Here is a 15,029-nt window from a genome sequence, read left to right as displayed (position 1 = left end):
AGCTATTGAATTGATAGTGAGAAAGCTGAGTCAGGCATCCCACTGCACCCGCCGCGCCAGCCGTTCAAACGCCATGTCGGCTGCCACGGCCAGCAGGCCGACCAGTACGGCGCCCTGCAGCACATAGGCGGTGTTGAAGCCCGACAGGCCCACGATGATGGGCGAGCCCAGGGTCTTGGCGCCCACGGTGGAGGCAATGGCTGCGGTGCCGATGTTGATGATGACCGAGGTGCGCACGCCCGCCACCCACAGTGGCAGGGCCAGCGGCACCTGCACCTGCCACAGCAGCTTCCAGGGCCCTAGGCCCAGCGCGCGGGCAGACTCTTGCACGGGCTGGGGCACGGCCTCCAGCCCTGCCATGGTGGCCTGTAGCACGGGGAGCAGCCCAAAGAGGGAAAGCGCTAGCAGCGCCGGTAGCTCCCCAAAACCCACCACCGGCACAGCGACAGCCAGCACGGCCACCGGCGGAAAGGTTTGCCCCATGGCGGCAATGGTTTCCAGCAGGGGCCGAAACGCCTTGCCACCCGGGCGCGTGGCGCCCAGGCCCGCCACCGTGCCTACCAGCACCGACACTGCGCTGGACAGCAGCACCAGGCCCAGGTGCTGCCACAGCAGCTCGGCCAGCGGCTCTTGCAGATACACGGGCCGCTCCAGGGCGGGGAACCAGGCGGCAAACACCGGTTGGGTGTGCGGCAGCCCATAGGCCAGCGCCAGCAGCAGGGCCAGCGTCCAGACCAGTCGGTCGCACCACAGCGGGGTGTGCAGGGTCTCAGCCATGGGCCGCGGGCGCCAGCAAATCGGCCGCATTCACCTGGCCCACGGTGGCGCCTGCGGCATCTTCCACCCGCAATGCCGACACGGCGTGTACCGCCATGCAGGAAATGGCCTCGCGCACAGTAGCCGTGTGGGCAATGCTGGCGTGCGGCGTACCCGGCGAGGTGGCCACCACCAGCGGCGTTACCAGTGGGGCAATGGGCCGCAGCGACAGCAGCTTCAGCCCACGGTCTGCGCGGCCCAGAAAGTCCTCGACAAATTCATCGACCGGGGCGGACAGCAGCTCCAGCGGCGTACCGATCTGGACGATTCGCCCCTCGCGCAGCAGCACGATGCGCGTGGCTAGCAGCAGGGCTTCGTCAATGTCGTGGGTGACCAGCACAATGGTTTTTCCAGACGCCTGGTGAACGCGCTTGAGCTCCAGCTGTAGCGCGGCGCGCGTGACGGGGTCCAGCGCGCCAAAGGGTTCGTCCATCAGCAGCACATCGGGGTCGGCGGCCAGCGCACGGGCCACGCCCACACGCTGCTGCTGCCCACCCGACAGCTGGTGCGGCAGGCGCGTGCGGTACTGCACGGGGTCCATGGCAAACAGCGTCAGCAGCTCGGTCACTCGCGCCTCAATCCGCTCGGCGCTCCAGCCCAGCAGCTGCGGCACAGTGGCAATGTTGCGCTCCACCGTCCAGTGCGGGAACAGGCCTACCGACTGGATGGCGTAGCCCATGCGCCGGCGCAGGTCGCGTACGTTGAAGCTGTAGATCTCTTTGCCGTCCAGCAGAATCCGGCCGCCATCGTGGTCCACCATGCGGTTGATCATCTTCAGCGCGGTGGACTTGCCAGAGCCCGAGGGGCCGATCAGCACCACCAGTTCGCCGCGCGCAATGTTCAGGTTCAGGCCCGCGATGGCAGAGGTGCCGCCATACGATTTGCTGGTGTTGTCAAACGTGATCATGCGGTGGGACTTTCGAACAGCGCAGACAGCGCCTTGAACAGGGCATCGGCCAGCACGGCCATCAGCACAATGGGCAGCACGCCCAGCATCACCAGCTCGTTGGCGGCGCTGAACAGGCCATCAAACATCATGGCGCCCAGCCCGCCCGCACCCACCAGCGCGGTGACGGCGGCCAGGCCCACGGTTTGCACCACGGCCGTGCGCAGGCCCACCAGCAGCACGGGCAGCGCCAGCGGCAGCTCCACCTGCCAAAACACCTGCCAGGCACCCAAGCCCATGGCGCGGGCCGAGGTGGTCACCGCCACCGGCACCTGCTCCAGCCCGGCCAGGGCCGAGCGCACGACGGGCAGCAGGGAGTAAAGAATCAGCGCCAGCACCGCGGGCGCCAGGCCCACACCGCTGATGCCCGCCTGCGCCAGCAGCGGGTAGCGGCCGGCCAGCCAGGCCAGTGGTGCCATCAGCAGACCAAACAGTGCGATGGAGGGCAGTGTCTGTACCACGTTGAGCACCGGGAACAGGGCTTGCCGCAGGCGCCGCGCTCGCGCCATGGCCCAGGCCAGCGGCAGGCCCAGCAGCACCGCGGGCAGCACCGCCAGCACCACGATCTGCAGGTGCCGCAGCATGGCCGCGCCAAACACATCGCTGCGGTTGGCGTACTCCTTCAGGATGGACAGGTCTTGCCCCCACCCCATGGCCAGCAGCGCCAGGAGGGGAAGGGTGGCCAGCGCCAGCGCGGCCAGGCGGGGCAGGGTGCGCAGTTGCAAACGGCCTACCGCATCCAGGCAGATCAGCCAGCCCAGTGCCATCAGGCTCCAGAAGCCGGCGCCCAGCGCGGTGCGGGCGATGGGGGATTCGGTGCGCGCCACGGCCGTGGCATGGTGGGCTGCCAGCGCCCACAGCAGCGCCAGCGAGGCGGCCATGCCGGCGGTGACCAGGCCTTGGGTGGTGCGGTGTTGGGGGCGCAGCACGGCAAACAGCAGTGCTGCTACGAGCACCACCACGGCCAGCCAAGCCGGAGTGCCCATCAGCTGGGCCAGAAACACTGGCGTGCCAGACAGCAAGCGGTTGGGCGCCACGCGCACAAAGGGCAAGCCCCATGCGGCCAGCAGGCCCAGACCGAGGCAGACGGCCAGCACCGGGTTGCGCGCGGGCGCGCTGGGTGGCTGGCCCAGGGCAGGCAGCGGGCTTATTTGATGAATCCCTTGCTGTGCAGGTAGTCGGATGCCACCTTGCGGGCGTCCTGGCCTTCAATCTGAATGCGCGCATTCAGCGTCTGCAGCGTGGGGCCGTCCAGCGACTTGAAGATGGGGGCCAGCACCGTGGCAATAGCCGGTGTGCGTTTGAGCACTTCTTCTCGCACCACCGGTGCGGGGGCGTACACCGGTTGCACGCCCTTGGGGTCTTCCATTACCACCAGGCCCAGTGCAGCCACGGGGCCGTCGGTGCCATAGGCCATGGCGGCGTTCACGCCCGATGTTTTCTCGGCCGCGGCCTTGATGGTGGCGGAGGTGTCACCGCCGGCCAGTACCAGCGCCTGGTCAGCGCGCAGCTTGAAGCCATAGGCAGCCTGGAAGGCGGGCATGGCATCCGCACGCTCCATGAATTCAGCGGAGGCCGCCAGCTTGAAGCTGCCGCCACCCGCAATGAACTTGCCCATGTCGTCCAGCGTGCGTAGCTTGTTGGCCGTGGCCACGTCCTTGCGTACGGCAATGGCCCAAGTGTTATTGGCGTTGGCGGGTTCCAGCCAGACGATGTGGTTTTTCTCCATATCCATCTTCTTGGCCAGCTCGTAGCCCGCGCGCAGGTCTTTCCAAGCCTTGTTGCTCTCGTCGCCCAGCATGAAGGCGCCGTTGCCGGTGTATTCGGGGTATAGGTCAATCTCGCCAGCCAGCAGCGCGGTGCGCACCACCTTGGTATTGCCCAGCGAGACCTTGTTTTCGGTCTTGATGCCATTGGCCTCCAGCGCCAGCACCACGATGTTGCCCAGCAGCTTGCCTTCGGTGTCGATCTTGGAGCCCACACGCACCGCGGTTTGGGCGTGCGCTGCCCCCATGGTCATCAGGCCAGCGGCCGCTACCAGCAGGGTGCGACGCAGAAAATGCAGAGGTGTTGCCATGGGATGTTCCTTTCAGAGTGGGGCACAGGATAAGCGAAACCCATTACCCCCGGAAGCCCCTCGGAGCCTTGGGCTGTGGTGCAATGGAACTACTAATTGTTGATTGACAGGAGGCCCCATGAAAGCTATTTGGAACGGCACCGTGATCGCCGAAAGCGATGACACCGTATTGGTGGAGGGCAACCACTATTTCCCCGCCAGTACGCTGAACCGCGACTACGTGCAGTTCAGCAACCACAAGACCAGCTGCGCCTGGAAGGGCCAGGCCAGTTACTACTCGTTACTGATCAATGGCGAGATCAACACCGATGCCGTCTGGTACTACGCCGACCCCAAGCCCGAGGCGGAGATGGTGCGGGACCGGGTAGCGTTCTGGAAGGGCGTGCAGGTTACGGCGTAGCCGGTTGGCAGCGTTGCCCTTGTAGGCGTAGTCCTACGCCAAGTCGGGATTTAGTCCTCTGGTACCAACCGTGCGCGTCAGACAAACTTACGTTGTGGTTTTTTGAATCACCAAGTAAGGACACACCATGAACTCATACCCCATCCCTGCCAATCAACCTCGCGTGTGGCGTCTGCATCCATTGATTGCGGTTGCTGCAGGCTCCGTGGTTTTGGTGAGCCTGCTGGGCGCCGCTGCCATTACGGGAATTCTTCCCAACTCCAATGCCAAGGCGGATGCTGCCGTTACTGCTCCGGCAGACGTGACAGCGTCTCCTGCACCAACTTCGCTGCATAAAGCGGTAAGCCAGAAGCCCACTACCCAGAAAACTTCCACGCAGGTGGCCACCAATTCCAATGCCCCAGCGCAACCCGCTGCTGCTCCCGCTCAGAAAAACAGCGTTGTCGGTATCGGTGTGGGTGCTCTGGTTGGCGGTGCGCTGGGTAGCCAGATTGGCAGTGGCGATGGCAAGACCCTTGCCACCATTGCCGGTGCAGTGGGCGGTGGCTACGTTGGCAATGAAATTGCCAAGAAGAACGCTGCCCCCTGATCCTCTGGCCCCGCTAGGCGGTTTGCCGCCACTGGCGGATTTGCTCCACCGTGGCGGTGGCACCACCGCACACGATGAACAGCACGTTGCGGTAGGGCGCTAGCGCCGCGTTGGCCTCATAGGCCAGCGCCAGGCTGGCGCCGCAGGCGGGTTCCACCAGCACGCGGTGATCGGTGAGAAAACGTTCACACGCATCCAGCGCACTGGCGTCTGACACCAACACGCTCTGCACCGGGCGCTGCTGCGTCCACTGGAAGGCTTGTTCGCACACGCGCTTGGCGCCCAGCGAACTGGCAATGCTGGTGATGGCGTCCAGCGCCACCGTGTGCCGGGCCTGCATGGCAGCATGCAGCGACGCGGCGCCATCCGTCTCCACCGCAATGATGGGCACCTGCCCCCAGCCATTGCGCGCCATGCCCTCGGCCACACCCGACATCAGGCCACCACCACCTACCGACAGCACAACCGCATCGGGCACCACGCCCGCGCGGGCCACCTCGTCAATCATGCTGGCGTGACCGGCCCACAGCAGCGGGTCGTCAAACGGGTGCAAAAACGCATCGTCCGGCCCCACCAGCGACAGCGCCAGTTCATTGGCCTCTTGCCACGATGCACCGTGCACGATCACGTCTGCGTTCTCCAGCCGCAGCAGCTCTTGCGCCCTTGCCGTAGTGGTCTGCGGCACCACCACGGTCACGGGGATGTTCAGCACCCGCCCCGCATACGCCACCGCCATGCCCGCGTTGCCGCCCGACGACGACACAAAACGCTTGGCCCCGCGCTGCGCATGGATCTGGCAGGCATGGCCAATGCCACGAATCTTGAAACTGCCAGGCGGCTGCAGCGCTTCCATCTTGAGCCAAACGGTGCGTTGCGCGAGCTGGCTGAGGGCGCGGGATTCGAGGAGAGGGGTTTGTATGTGGAGGGGTGTTTGCGTCATGGGGAAGAGGTTAACGCACACGGCCATGGCGTGTTGCCAAGGCGTATGGATCGCCGCATACTATGTCAGCAGCGCTCGCAGAAGCGCTTGAAGCTAGGGCGTTGGAAATCATACGTTTGGGGTTTCAAAAGGGAGAACATATGAAGTTGCTGAAAAATCGCTCCATTGCGACACGCATGCGCTTGGGCTTTGGTCTGCTCATCCTGGTGAGTATTGCGGTGGCCCTGTTCGGGCGCCTGGCTCTGGACCAGGTGGGTGGCCAGGTGCGCGCACTCACGGAACACAATCTGGTGGTGGTGACCGTGTTGTCCAACATCAAGGACAACGTCAACCTCACGGCCCGCGCCGCCCGCAACATTGCATTGCAGACCGACCCCCAGGGAAAGTTGGTCGAAAAAACTATCATCGACGGCAACCGGACCTCCACCCGTGCCTTGCTCAAGCAGTTGGAAGACTTGCTGACGCTGCAGGAAGAGCAGGCCAAGCTCAAGGAAGTGACCACCAAGCGCTTGGCCTATGTGGCCAAGCTGGACGAATCGGTGAAGTTGGGCCTGGAGGGCAATAACGAAGCCGCACGTGATTTGCTGGTGGGGGAGGTGACGCAACTGCAAAAAGCCTATTTCTCCGAACTCGATATCCTGATTGCCCTACAGCGCGAGCGCATGGAGGATGCGCGCCACTCGACCGATGGCACGGTGCGTCAGGCCGGGTATGCGATGTTGCTGTTGCTGGTGGTAGCCATGGTGTCGGGCACGCTGATTGCCAATTGGACTGCCCGCAGCGTGACACGCCCGCTGCTGGCCGCGGTGCACGTGACGCAGCGCATTGCCCAGGGAGATCTGAGCACCCATGTCGAGCCTGAGGCAAAGGATGAGGTGGGACGCTTGATGGAGTCTTTGCGGTCAATGCAGGATTCGCTGCGTAATCTGGTGGGCATGGTGCGCAGCAGCAGCGATGCAGTGGCACTGGGGGCCTCCGAGATCGCTGCCAGCAATGGCGACATGTCGCACCGCACGGAGCAGCAGGCCTCCAGCCTGGAAGAAACCGCCGCGGCCATGGAACAAATCTCCACCATGGTGCGTAGCAGTGAGAGTTTGGCCCAGCAGGCCAATGACTGTGCCCAGGTGGCCAACGGGGCCGCAGCGCGTGGTGGCGATGTTGTCAGTCAGGTGGTTAGCACCATGTCCCAGATCAACGTGGCGTCCCAGCGTATCTCCGACATCGTGAGCGTCATCGATGGCATCGCGTTTCAGACCAATATCCTGGCGCTCAATGCTGCGGTCGAGGCGGCCAGGGCGGGGGAGCAAGGGCGCGGGTTTGCCGTGGTGGCCTCGGAAGTTCGCAGCCTGGCACAACGCTCGGCCACCGCTGCGAGAGAGATCAAGACGCTGATCAACAGCAACGTGGAGAAGGTCGATGCGGGGTCACGTCTGGTCGAGACAGCGGGCACCAATATGGCTGATATTCGCGAGCAGGTCGGGCGTGTGGTGACCCTGATTGCCGAGCTGGGCACCATGTCGTCATCGCAGAGCCGAGACATCGTGCAGGTGAACCAATCGGTGGCGCACCTGGACCAGGCCACCCAGCAGAACTCCGCCATGGTGGAGCAGTCCGCAGCGGCGGCCGACAGCTTGAGCCAGCAGGCGCGGCTGTTGGTGGAGGCCATCAGTGCCTTCCGGCTGCAGCCTACCGACCGGGGGCTTGTCGCCGCCTAGGCCCGTGCTAACCCGGGAAGCTAAAAGAAGGGATACGGTCCCGGGTACTGGCCGATGTAGCTGATGTGACTGACCAGTCCATGCGCAGGGTTCCACAGATGCAGCATGCACGCCGCCGGGCCAATATAGGACTGGGGCGCCGCGTCGGGTGCTAGCTGCAGCGCGATTTCGGTGGTGGTGCTGGGGCAGCTGGCCACCACCGTGCCGGCCCAGCGCCGCACCATGGGGCGGTGCACGTGGCCGCAGAGCACGGCTTCTACATTCGTTGCCGTGTGCAACACGGCTTCCAGCGGGGCCGGGTCGCGGTAGGCGTATTCGTCCAGATACGGAATGCCGCTCACAAACGGTGGGTGGTGCAGCAGCACTAGCGTGGGTTTGTGCGGGTTGGCCTGCAGCGTGGTCTGGAGCCACTGCAAGCCCGCGGCATCCACGTCGCCATGGTGTTGCCCCGGCACACAGGAGTCCAGCGCGATGATGCGCACCGCATAGTCGTCCACACAGTAGTGCAGTGGGCCATCCATTGGCAGGTAGGCGTGGTCGGCAAACGCGGTGCGGAATTGCTCGCGGTGGTCGTGGTTGCCGGGCAGCACCGCATACGGAATAGTGAGTTGCGAGAGCAGGGTGTGTGCGTGGGCGTATTCCTCAGGCTCGCCATAGTCCACCAGGTCGCCGGTGATGACGACCAGGTCGGGTCGGCGGTCCAGTTGGTGCAGGTGGATGATGGCATCCGTCAGGGCGCGGTTGGAGTCGGCCACGCCGCGGTACAGCTCGCCGGGCGGGCGCACATGCAGGTCGGACAGTTGGGCAATCAGCACGGTGGGCTCCAAAAATCAGATGGTGGTGGCCATGGGTAAGCAATGCGCGGGCCATGGCCATGATACGGAGCTGCGTATAGCGCGGTGGGGTGCGGCCGTTACGATCGGTGCATGTCTCCCATCACCCGTCGCATCGTGCAGGCTGCCCTGTACGAAAGTATTGCCATTGCCGTTGTCACGCCCACGCTGGCGCTGGCTTTCTCCCATCCTCCCGGTTCGGCCTTTGTGCTGTCGGCCGTCATGTCCACCATCGCGCTGGCCTGGAACTATGTGTTCAACTCGTTGTTCGAGCGCTGGGAAGCTAGCCAGGCCGTGAAGGGCCGTTCGCTGGCTCGCCGCATCGCCCACGGCGTGGGGTTTGAGGGCGGTCTGGCCATCATCCTCATGCCGATGATGGCCTGGTGGCTGGACATTTCGCTGTGGGCCGCCTTTGTGGCGGACCTAGGCCTGCTAGCCTTCTTCTTTGTTTACACCGTGGCCTTTACCTGGGCTTTTGACCGAATATTCGGGCTTCCTGCGTCGGCAAGTTAAGAGCCAAATAGGCCTCTAGCCCCCGTAGACTATGCGCGAGCAGCTTCTATTTTGATAGCAAGCTGGTGAGGTTCAGGCGGCCACCTTGTTCTTCAAGCGCAGCAGGCTCAGGCCCAGCACCACAAACAACCCGCCCGAGACGCGGTTGAACAGGCGCTGTTTGAGTGGGTTGGTCAACTGGCCTTTGAACATGCGGGCCACCAGCACGTAAAACAGGTGCGACAGCAGCGACATGGCGACAAAGGTACAGGTCAGCACGGCCACCTGCTCGAACACCGGCGCATCGGCCGTGATGAACTGGGGAAACAGGGCGGAGAAGAACAGGATGGCCTTGGGGTTGGTCAGCGCCACGCCCATGCCTTGCCCGTAGAGCTTGCGGCTTGCCGGGGCGCCAGTCGCTTTATTGACCGATCCCGCGGCCGACTCGGCTGCGGCGAACGACACCGCCTGGCTGCGCCACTGCCGGATGCCCAGATAGATCAGGTACAGGGCGCCCGCCACTTTGAGGATGGTGAACGCCAGGGCCGACACCGCCAGGATGGCGCCCATGCCGGCCATGGCCACGCCCGAGATGATGAACAGGCCCGTGGCATTGCCTAGTGAACTCGCTACCCAGTCCCGCTTGCCATGCGCCATGGCGTTGGATATGGCCAGCAGCACACCTGGGCCGGGGCTGAAGCACACCAGAAAGGCAACGCCACAGAAAACTAGCCAGTTGGAGAGGTGCATGGTCGGTATCCGAGTTGGGAGGGGAGTGCTTGATTATCCCTGCACCGGCAGTGCCTGCAGGGCGCGCAAGGTTTGCAGACAGGCCTGGGCGACCTCAGTGCCTTTCTTCACGAAGTGCTCGCGGAAGAAGTTCAGGTGCTCTTCATGCTCGTGAAAATCGCGCGGTGTCAGCACGGCGCTGAAGACGGGCACATTAGTGTCCAACTGCACGCGCATCAGGCCGTCAATGACGGCGGTGGTGACGAACTCATGGCGGTAGATGCCGCCGTTGACGATGAGGCCTGCGGCAATGATGGCGTCATAACGGCCGCTGCGCGCCAGGCGTTGGGCGTGCAGCGGTATCTCGAAGGCGCCGGGCACCTCGAAGTGGTCTACCTGCTCGGGCGAAATGTCTTGCCGCTGCAGCTCGGCCTTCGCGGCCTCGGTGCTGCTGGTGACGATGTCGCGGTGCCACGAAGAACTGATGATGGCAATGCGCGGCGAAGAAGTCTGATTCATGGTGGTCTCAACAGAGGGTTAACAAGAATCAGGGCGCACGCAAACGCAGAAACAGGCCTGCGCAAAGGCGTGCCTGTTTCAGGTGTGCGCGATCTCTTTCATCCGGACTATGACCGTCGGCTCTGGCATCTCACCAGATCTGCTGACCCCACGCCTGCAAAGGCTGGCGTGGGCGCTCGCGGGCTGCTGTGGTCAAGCCACAGATACCGCCGGTGGGGAATTGCACCCCGCCCTGAGAACGCGGCAACCCTTGCGGGCTGCGGGGCGGATTTTAGCTGCGGGCCAGAAAGTGGCTGGGCGGCTTGCCCATGCTTTGTTTGAACATGGCCGAGAACGCGCTGTCGCTGGCGTAGCCCGCAGCCGCGGCCACCTGGGCGATGGGCACGCCGCGTGCCAGCTGGGGCAGGGCATGGGCCAGCACCGCCTGGGTGCGCCACCGTTGGTAGCTGGTGCCCAGTTCGTCGCGGAACAGGCGCGCCACGGTGCGCTCGCTGGCGCCGATGTCGGCCACCCATTCCTTGAGCTGGGATTTTTCGGCCGGGTCACGCAGCACGGCCTCGCACAGTGCGCGCAGGCGCTTGTCGCCGTGTTCGGGGTGGGGCATGGGTACGCCCAGGGCCTGGGTGTCGGCGCGGGTGGTTTCATCGGCGGTCAGGGCCATCAGGGCGTCATCGCGCGGGCCAGGTTCACTGCCTTCCAGCGCATGGATCAGTTCGCGCAGCAGCTTGCTCACCACCAGCACGCGGCATTCGGTCCAGCTGGCGGGCAGCACGCTGGGCGCCATGTCCACAGTGCGTAGCTCGGCAGTTTCCAGCACCACCACGTTGTGCTGCACACCCGGGGGAATCCACACCGCGCGGCTGGGCGGCACGATGAAGGTGGTCTGCCGCTCGCCCTGCGTCACCGTGACCTGCATGAGCCCGCTGGCGCAGTAGGTGAACTGCGACCAGGGGTGCTGGTGGGGCTTGATGTGCGCGTCCATGGCCAGTGAGCGGGTCCGGCTGCGCACCGGGCGCTCGACCGTAGGCGGGCGCTGAGCGGAGGTGTCAAAAGACACGGGATGGAGCGGGGCCTTGCGTTTCATGGGCGTTGATCGTTGAGTCAGGTTTGGCAGAATTTCGACAATTATTGTCTTTTTGTCGTAATCAAGAAACTGCCTGCGCCCGTACGATGCCCCCATGAGCACCGCAACCCTTTCCTCCGCCCCCGCCGCCCCCTCTGTTTCCATGAAGCAGGACGCCACCGTGATTGGCCTCGTGGGCCTGGCCCACGCCAGCTCGCACTTCGGCCACTTGCTGCTGCCGTTGTTGTTCCCCGTGTTCATGACAGAGTTCGGGCTCAGCTACTCGCAGCTGGGCTTGCTGATGACCATGTTCTTCGTGGTATCAGGCGTGGGCCAAGCCTGCGCCGGCTTTGTAGTGGACCGGGTGGGAGCGCGTCCTCTGATGTTCATCGCCATGGGCATCTTCATCGCGGCCTGTGTGGCTGCGTCCATGGTGACCGGCTACACGGGCCTGTTTGCGGTGGCTGCCTTAGCAGGCTTGGGCAATGCAACCTTTCACCCCGTGGACTTCACCATCCTGAACCAGCGTGTGTCCACCCCGCGGCTGGGTTATGCCTTCAGCGCGCACGGGCTCACCGGCAACCTGGGCTGGGCCGTGGCCCCCGTGTTCTTCGCCGGGTTGGGCGCCCTCATGGGCTGGCGCAATGCCTACCTGGCTGCCGCCGTGATGTACGCCGCCATCCTGGCGTTGCTGGTGGTGCAGCGTGAACACCTGAGCACCACGGTAGCGCCGCGTGTGGCGGCCCACGCCAAGACCGAGCACGACATGGCCTTTATGAAGCTGCCCGTGGTGTGGTGGTGCTTCGGCTTCTTTTTGCTCTCCACTATGACCTTGGCCGTGGTGCAAAGCTACGCGGTGTCCATCCTCAAGGCCATGCACGGCGTAAGCTTTGAAGCGGCCACGCTGACCATTTCTTCCTACATGCTATGCGGCGCGGTGGGCATGTTCATTGGCGGCTTTGTGGCGGCCAAGTCCAAGCATTCGGACCGTGTGGTGGCCATGGCCATGGCGGCTGGCGCCGTGTTACTGGCCCTGTGTGGCACCGGCTTGCTGGGTGCCACCGGCACCATGGTGGTATTGGCGATCACCGGCTTTGCGGTCGGCATTGGCGGCCCCTCGCGCGACATGATGATCAAGAAAGCCACACCCAAGGGCGCTACCGGCCGTGTCTATGGCCTGGTGTATTCGGGCTTGGACACCGGCTTCGCCATCTCGCCCATCGTCTTCGGCGTGTTCATGGACCGTGGCTGGTACGGTGCCACGCTGCTGGGCGCGGCGCTGGTGCTGTTGCTGAGCGTGGGCGCCGCGCTGGGCGTGGGGCTACGTACGGCTAAGTAAGGCTTACTGGAACTGGGCGCAGACCCGGTCCAGTTCAGCGGGGTTGGTGGCAATGGCCTGCACTCGACTGCGGGCGCGGTTGCAGGCCTCTCGGAAGATGGGTGCTAGGTTGCGTGGCTCTTTCATGGTCTTGCTGACGACCTGAAATTTGCGACCCGTTGGGGATGTCATAAAGTTCAATGCCTCTTGCAGTTCGGCCCGAGTCATTTCGCGTTCCCACACGTCGCCTATGGCCTTGATGAAGTTTTCCCGGTTGAATGAGTTTTTGACTTCTTCGATGAAAATGCTCAATGTGCGGTCCGATTTTCCATTGGCGCTTGCGTCCTTTTCCAGATTGTCAAAGGCGGCCATCAGCATTGGTCTTACTTCCTTGAAAGAGTCGTCCACTGCGGCCTCCGCGAGTTTGAAAGCGAGCTCGCGGGTGGTTTGTGCGTGTGCGCTGCCCACAAATGCCAAAGCTACAACGATGCCTGCGCAGATTTTTTTCATAGTCTCTCCTTCATGGTGAATCGCCAAGTGTAGGGCCGGATTTTTGGTGCAGTTTTACGCTTTTTTTATACCCCCGTTCCCAATCTAAACCCCGTTTTTACGCACGCCTGACCACACTTCCTCCATCCAATCTTGATGGAGAAAGTTGATGGAAACGGTGAACACATTGCATGTGGTCTACGGCCTGGGCGGCACCTGTGCTGCCTTGCTGCTGGCGTATTTGGTTTACGCACTGGTGTGCGCGGAGGACTTTTGATGAGCAGCTCCGCTTGGGGGCTGCTGGCCCTCTTTCTCACGACCCTATTGATCGCGTCCTGGCCCCTGGGCATCTGGATTGCGCGTTTGAGTTCCGGCCGCCTGCCGCAGTGGATGCTGCGGCTGGAGGCGCCGCTGTTCCGGCTGGCGGGCACTTCGCCGGACCAGTCCATGCCCTGGAAGCAGTACACGATCGCGCTGCTGACGTTCAATGCGCTGGGCGTGCTGGTGGTGTACCTGCTGCAGCGCTGGCAGGCGGTGTTGCCGCTCAACCCCGCCGGCATGGGCGCCGTGTCGGTGGACTCGGCCTTCAACACCGCGGTGAGCTTTGTCACCAACACCAACTGGCAGGGCTATTCGGGTGAGTCCACCATGGGCTACCTCACGCAGATGCTGGGCCTGGCGGTGCAAAACTTCCTGTCCGCAGCCACCGGCATTGCCGTGGTGTTCGCGCTGTTCCGCGGCTTCGCAGCCCGTTCTACGGCCGTGATCGGTAACTTCTGGGTCGACATCACCCGCATCACTGCCTGGCTGCTGGTGCCGCTGTCGCTGGTGTTTGCCATCTTTCTGGTGGGGCAGGGCGTGATCCAGAACTTTGACGCTTACCAAGACGTCACAACCGTGGAGACCACGCAGTTCCAGCAGCCCAAGCTGGGCGCTGATGGCCAGCCCGCACTGGATGACAAGGGCGCACCGGTGATGGAAGACGCCAGCACCTCCACGCAGACCCTGCCCATGGGCCCGGTGGCGTCGCAAGAGGCCATCAAGATGCTGGGTACCAACGGCGGCGGTTTCTTCAATGCCAACTCGGCCCATCCGTATGAGAACCCCACAGCACTCAGCAACTTTTTGCAGATGCTGGCGATCTTCTTGATCCCCGCGGCGCTGTGTTTTGCCTTTGGCCGCGAGGTGGGTGACCAGCGCCAGGGCTGGGCTGTGCTGGCTGCCATGACGGTAATGTTTGTGATTGCCGTGGTTGCCATCACCCCGGCCGAGCAAATGGGCAACCCGCAGATTGCTGCACTGGGCGTGGACCAGGCCGCCAGCAGCCTGCAGAGCGGCGGCAATATGGAAGGCAAGGAAACGCGCTTTGGGATCAACGCTACCAGCCTGTTTGCGGTGATTACCACCGCCGCGTCCTGTGGCGCGGTGAACGCCATGCATGACTCTCTTACTCCCCTGGGTGGCATGGTGCCCATCGTGATGATGCAGTTGGGTGAAGTGGTATTTGGCGGCACGGGTACCGGGCTGTATGGCATGCTGATCTTCGCCATCCTGGCGGTGTTCATTGCTGGCCTGATGATTGGCCGCACCCCCGAGTACCTGGGCAAGAAGATCGAGTCGCATGAGATGAAGCTCACCTCGATTGCGATTCTGGTCACCCCGATTCTGGTGCTGGCAGGTACCGCCATTGCGGTGTTGGCCGACGTCGGCAAGGCGGGCATTGCCAACCCGGGCGCCCATGGCTTCTCTGAAATTCTGTATGCGCTGACATCGGCCGCCAACAACAACGGCAGCGCCTTTGCGGGCCTGTCGGCCAACACGCCGTTCTACAACGCGCTGCTGGCGGTAGCCATGTGGTTCGGCCGCTTTGGCGTGATCGTGCCGGTGCTGGCCATTGCCGGCGCGCTGGCCGCCAAGAAGCGTTTACCTGCCACGGCCGGGACTTTCCCCACACACGGTCCGCTGTTTGTGGTGCTGCTGATCGGCACGGTGCTGTTGGTGGGCTTGCTGAATTACGTGCCCTCGCTGGCCCTGGGCCCGGTGGTCGAGCACTTGATGCTCTGGCCCGCACAGTGATGCCCCCACGCTCCGCCGCTTCGCGGG

General features: G+C 63.7%; 17 protein-coding genes and 1 riboswitch. Of the genes, 7 read left to right on the top strand and 10 right to left on the bottom strand.

Translation table 11 applies throughout. The features are described from left to right. Positions 1 to 30: 30 nt before the first annotated feature. From J2X15_RS03525 to osmF, 4 genes are read right to left on the bottom strand one after another with little or no spacing between them, the layout of a single operon-like run. The gene (locus tag J2X15_RS03525) at positions 31 to 777 is read right to left on the bottom strand and encodes an ABC transporter permease (RefSeq protein WP_310339519.1); all 747 of its coding nucleotides are present in this window, start codon (positions 775 to 777) and stop codon (positions 31 to 33) included. Beyond that, positions 770 to 1,723, bottom strand: coding sequence for an ABC transporter ATP-binding protein (locus J2X15_RS03520; RefSeq protein WP_310339517.1), 954 nt, complete (start codon positions 1,721 to 1,723; stop codon positions 770 to 772). The genes J2X15_RS03525 and J2X15_RS03520 overlap by 8 nt, the downstream gene beginning before the upstream one ends. Beyond that, positions 1,720 to 2,859, bottom strand: coding sequence for an ABC transporter permease (locus J2X15_RS03515; RefSeq protein ID WP_310339515.1), 1,140 nt, complete (start codon positions 2,857 to 2,859; stop codon positions 1,720 to 1,722). Before J2X15_RS03515 ends, J2X15_RS03520 begins: the two co-directional genes overlap by 4 nt. Before the next feature lie 50 nt (positions 2,860 to 2,909). Beyond that, the gene (osmF, locus tag J2X15_RS03510; protein WP_310339513.1) at positions 2,910 to 3,839 is read right to left on the bottom strand and encodes a glycine betaine ABC transporter substrate-binding protein OsmF; all 930 of its coding nucleotides are present in this window, start codon (positions 3,837 to 3,839) and stop codon (positions 2,910 to 2,912) included. Positions 3,840 to 3,957: 118 nt separating this feature from the next. Between osmF and J2X15_RS03505 the strand changes: the two genes are divergently transcribed. After that, positions 3,958 to 4,239: a DUF427 domain-containing protein gene (locus J2X15_RS03505; protein WP_310339512.1), complete on the top strand. Its 282-nt coding sequence runs from the start codon at positions 3,958 to 3,960 to the stop codon at positions 4,237 to 4,239. A gap of 127 nt (positions 4,240 to 4,366) precedes the next feature. Then, entirely contained in the window at positions 4,367 to 4,828 is a 462-nt protein-coding gene (locus tag J2X15_RS03500) for a glycine zipper 2TM domain-containing protein (RefSeq protein ID WP_310339511.1), read from the top strand. Positions 4,829 to 4,841: 13 nt separating this feature from the next. On the opposite strand, the gene J2X15_RS03495 is transcribed toward J2X15_RS03500, so the two are convergent. After that, positions 4,842 to 5,768, bottom strand: a complete 927-nt coding sequence (locus J2X15_RS03495; RefSeq protein ID WP_310339509.1) for a pyridoxal-phosphate dependent enzyme — start codon at positions 5,766 to 5,768, stop codon at positions 4,842 to 4,844. A gap of 140 nt (positions 5,769 to 5,908) precedes the next feature. On the opposite strand from J2X15_RS03495, the gene J2X15_RS03490 reads away from it, so the two are divergent. After that, complete coding sequence (locus tag J2X15_RS03490; RefSeq protein ID WP_310339508.1) at positions 5,909 to 7,483, top strand: methyl-accepting chemotaxis protein; 1,575 nt, start codon at positions 5,909 to 5,911, stop codon at positions 7,481 to 7,483. Positions 7,484 to 7,503: 20 nt separating this feature from the next. On the opposite strand, the gene J2X15_RS03485 is transcribed toward J2X15_RS03490, so the two are convergent. Further along, positions 7,504 to 8,298 (bottom strand): phosphodiesterase, encoded by a 795-nt coding sequence (locus J2X15_RS03485; RefSeq protein WP_310339507.1) that lies wholly within the window; start codon positions 8,296 to 8,298, stop codon positions 7,504 to 7,506. Positions 8,299 to 8,409: 111 nt separating this feature from the next. Here J2X15_RS03485 and J2X15_RS03480 point away from each other — a divergent pair, with 111 nt between their 5' ends. Beyond that, positions 8,410 to 8,829 (top strand): PACE efflux transporter, encoded by a 420-nt coding sequence (locus J2X15_RS03480; protein ID WP_310339506.1) that lies wholly within the window; start codon positions 8,410 to 8,412, stop codon positions 8,827 to 8,829. A gap of 72 nt (positions 8,830 to 8,901) precedes the next feature. Here the strand turns inward: J2X15_RS03480 and J2X15_RS03475 are convergent, their stop codons facing one another. From J2X15_RS03475 to J2X15_RS03465, 3 genes are all read right to left on the bottom strand, one after another. Next, complete coding sequence (locus J2X15_RS03475) at positions 8,902 to 9,558, bottom strand: LysE family translocator (protein WP_310339504.1); 657 nt, start codon at positions 9,556 to 9,558, stop codon at positions 8,902 to 8,904. Between the two features lie 33 nt (positions 9,559 to 9,591). Further along, positions 9,592 to 10,056, bottom strand: a complete 465-nt coding sequence (locus J2X15_RS03470) for a 6,7-dimethyl-8-ribityllumazine synthase (RefSeq protein WP_310339502.1) — start codon at positions 10,054 to 10,056, stop codon at positions 9,592 to 9,594. Between the two features lie 86 nt (positions 10,057 to 10,142). Then, positions 10,143 to 10,300, bottom strand: a riboswitch (FMN riboswitch). Positions 10,301 to 10,327: 27 nt separating this feature from the next. Further along, entirely contained in the window at positions 10,328 to 11,140 is an 813-nt protein-coding gene (locus tag J2X15_RS03465; RefSeq protein ID WP_310339501.1) for an AraC family transcriptional regulator, read from the bottom strand. A gap of 94 nt (positions 11,141 to 11,234) precedes the next feature. Here J2X15_RS03465 and J2X15_RS03460 point away from each other — a divergent pair, with 94 nt between their 5' ends. Continuing rightward, positions 11,235 to 12,458 (top strand): MFS transporter, encoded by a 1,224-nt coding sequence (locus J2X15_RS03460; RefSeq protein WP_310339500.1) that lies wholly within the window; start codon positions 11,235 to 11,237, stop codon positions 12,456 to 12,458. 3 nt (positions 12,459 to 12,461) lie between these two features. On the opposite strand, the gene J2X15_RS03455 is transcribed toward J2X15_RS03460, so the two are convergent. Further along, positions 12,462 to 12,947 (bottom strand): DUF2059 domain-containing protein, encoded by a 486-nt coding sequence (locus tag J2X15_RS03455; RefSeq protein WP_310339499.1) that lies wholly within the window; start codon positions 12,945 to 12,947, stop codon positions 12,462 to 12,464. A gap of 148 nt (positions 12,948 to 13,095) precedes the next feature. Here J2X15_RS03455 and J2X15_RS03450 point away from each other — a divergent pair, with 148 nt between their 5' ends. Both J2X15_RS03450 and kdpA read left to right on the top strand, forming a co-directional pair. Next, positions 13,096 to 13,203, top strand: a complete 108-nt coding sequence (locus J2X15_RS03450) for a potassium-transporting ATPase subunit F (RefSeq protein WP_310339497.1) — start codon at positions 13,096 to 13,098, stop codon at positions 13,201 to 13,203. After that, positions 13,203 to 15,002 carry a potassium-transporting ATPase subunit KdpA gene (gene kdpA, locus J2X15_RS03445; RefSeq protein ID WP_310339496.1) on the top strand — a complete coding sequence of 600 codons (1,800 nt, stop codon included), beginning with the start codon at positions 13,203 to 13,205 and terminating at the stop codon, positions 15,000 to 15,002. The genes J2X15_RS03450 and kdpA overlap by 1 nt, the downstream gene beginning before the upstream one ends. The last annotated feature ends 27 nt before the right edge of the window (positions 15,003 to 15,029 follow it).

The organism is Rhodoferax saidenbachensis, assembly GCF_031457975.1.
Classification (GTDB): Bacteria; Pseudomonadota; Gammaproteobacteria; order Burkholderiales; family Burkholderiaceae_C; genus Allorhodoferax; species Allorhodoferax saidenbachensis_A.
This window is presented reverse-complemented; position numbering and strand designations above follow the sequence as displayed.